Origin of the sequence: Streptomyces sp. NPDC059456, assembly GCF_042750055.1 — a bacterium.
Classification (GTDB): Bacteria; Actinomycetota; Actinomycetes; order Streptomycetales; family Streptomycetaceae; genus Streptomyces.
In genome coordinates, this window is sequence record NZ_JBHYVA010000947.1 from 1 (window position 1) to 2,485 (window position 2,485).

2 protein-coding genes and 1 pseudogene are annotated in these 2,485 nt (G+C 73.8%); all 3 read right to left on the minus strand.

Annotated features, from left to right (window positions below; translation table 11 throughout):
* Positions 1–353, minus strand: a pseudogene (locus tag ACFXA3_RS40880) (hypothetical protein); the annotation flags it as partial.
* Positions 354–425: 72 nt separating this feature from the next.
* Entirely contained in the window at positions 426–1,031 is a 606-nt protein-coding gene (locus ACFXA3_RS40885) for a lytic polysaccharide monooxygenase (protein ID WP_385196284.1), read from the minus strand.
* A 193-nt stretch (positions 1,032–1,224) separates the two neighbouring features.
* Positions 1,225–2,485: SPFH domain-containing protein (locus tag ACFXA3_RS40890; RefSeq protein ID WP_385196281.1), on the minus strand; the 1,261-nt coding region annotated here is incomplete at its 5' end.

The window sequence follows — 2,485 nt, forward strand, 5'->3', positions numbered from 1 at the left end:
ACATATATAACACACACTTTTTCTTTGTCTCGTGTAGTTTTTTTTAACTCCACCGGGGGGGGCCCGCCGGGGGGGGGGTTTCCCCGGGCGCCGGCGGCCCCGGGGGGGGCCGCCGCGCCGAGCCAGAACGGGAACTCGGGGGTGTTGTCGAGCGGCACCCCGACGTGCGGTTCGGCGCCCCGGTCCGCCGGCAGGAGGCCGACGAGCAGCGCGGCGCGCGCCGCGGCCTCCTGGGCGGTCCGGTGGCGGCTGAGCACGACGGTGTCCGTGCTGCCGCCGTACTTCAGCCCGGGCCGGTGGTCGCCCCATTGGCGCGCGATGAGCTCCGCGACGGTTTCGGGTGTCGTCCGCATGCCGCCGGAGGGTAGCTGACGTTCCGTCAGAATTGAACGTCACCCGTCGGGGGAGGCCGTCGGGACCGTGGCTCAGAACTGGACGTCGGAGCAGGAGTAGAACGCCATGGGGGTGTCGTTGACCGTCCAGACGGCCAGGATCATGTGCCGGCCGGTCTTGCCGCTCGGCATGGTGCCCTGGTGGACGGTGGTCATGGCGGGCCGGGCGCCGTTGTAGGCGACGGTGAGGAAGGGCTGGGATTCGAGGGCGGCGCGGGTGAGGGGCTTGGTGGGGTCCCAGCCGTTCTTGGTGACGTAGTACTTGAAGTCGGTGGTGGAGTGGTTGGCGGTGAACTGCCACCGGAAGCCGTAACTCTGTCCGGCGGTGACCTTGGTGGTGGGCCAGCTGCCGCCGCGCGGGTCGTCGAGCTGCGCGAACTCGCCGTGCCCGCCGGAACATATCTGGCCGTCGGCCGGTCCGGCGGCGGGGAAGCCCTTGTAGCCCTCGACGCTCTGCGGTTCCCACTGGATCGGGCCGCAGTCGGAGACGGTCTTGTTGGCGCAGAGCTTCTGGCGGCTGATGGGGGTGTCCGTATAGCCGTGGCTGCTCGCCGTGGGGGCGGTGAGGAGTGCCAGGCCGGCGATGACGCCGAGGCCGAGCGTGGCGGCGCCGGCTCGTCTGGGCAGGTGAACGGGCATGCGGATGGGACGCATGATGCTCCTTGGGCGTGGGGGGACGGCGAGAGCGTGCGCACGCATGGGGATTCAGGTCTAGACCAAGTACCAGGTTATTGACGGGAGTTGGACATGTCCAGACCAATGAGAGAACGGGTGGTCCGGTCTGATCCGGCCACCCGTTCGCTCGCCTCAGCCCCGCGCTCCGCGGGGCGCCCTACTCCGGGCGCCCCGTGTAGAAGGCGACGGTGAGGTCCTTCACGAGGGCCTTGCGCTCGTAGTCGTCGAGCTCGACCAGCCCGCGCGAGGTCAGCCGGTGGACGGTGTCGTCGACCGCGTCCACGACCGAGGTCAGCACCGTGTCCCGGTGCTTGGCGTCGATCGCCGCGACCCGGCGCCGCCGCATGGCCTCGGCGACCTCGGGCGCGTACTCGATCCGGGTCGGCTGGGCCGAGTACACCTCGATCCCCACCGCCTCGGTCTCGGTCGCCAGCATCCGGGTCAGCGCGCCGCCGACCGCCTCGGAATCACGCAGGGTCGGGGCGTCCTCGTGGAAGGCGTCGGCGGGCAGCTGGGACAGGACCCGGGCCATCGCCGACTCGACCTGCTCGGCGAGGTATTCGGTGTGGTCCTCGACGGCGAGGGTGGCCCGGGCCGTGTCCTTGACCTGCCACACGACCTGGACGACGACGCGCAGGGCCAGGCCGCCGGAGTCCACCGCCGGCATGGGCTCGCTGCGCCAGTGCCGCAGCCGGACGTCGACGCGGCGGCGCAGCAGGAGGGGGCTGACCCAGGTGAGCCCGGTGCGGCGGACCGTGCCGCGGTACCGGCCGAACAGGGTGAGCACCCAGGCGTGCCCGGCCTTGCCGCGGCCGAGACCGCCGAGCGCGAGCAGCGCCACGATGCCGAGGAAGGCGAGCGGGGGCCAGTGCGTGGCCCGCAGCCCCTGGTAGGCGCGGGGGCTCGCGCCGAACGCGGCCACGAAGGCGTCGGGGACCGCCCCGGCGCGCCAGAGCACCGCCAGGCAGCCGGCAAGGGCGAGTGCGCCGACGCCGACGCCGACCCAGCCGGGCAGGACGGGACCGCGGTGCTCCCGCAGCCGCTCGTCGCCGCGCGGGACCCGCCGGCCGGGGGCGGGCCGGGAGACCCGCGGGACGCGCTCGGCCGCCGGGGCCTGCGGGGCGGCCGGACGGGCCGCCGCGCGGAACGGGAGGTGCACCGGCACTTCGGTGGCCGCCGCCCCGCGAACCGGCGCGAGACGCGGCAGGTCCTGCGCATCGCCCTCCATGCCGCGGGCCACGGCCTGCGCGACGATGTCGGCGACCACGGGCCCGGGTACCCCGGCGGGCGGGTGCTCGGCGTCGTCGGCGTCATCGTCGCCGTCGGCGAGCGGGTGCGCGTGCGGGTGCGGGTGCGGCCCCCCGGGCCCGGGGTCACCGGGCGGGTGCGGAAGCGGGGACGGGGCGCCGGCGCCGGGA

Excerpts from the sequence above, each read along its gene's own strand:
- ACFXA3_RS40885 (WP_385196284.1), bottom strand. The coding sequence starts at position 1,031 with ATGCCCGTTCACCTGCCCAGACGAGCCGGCGCCGCCACGCTCGGCCTC.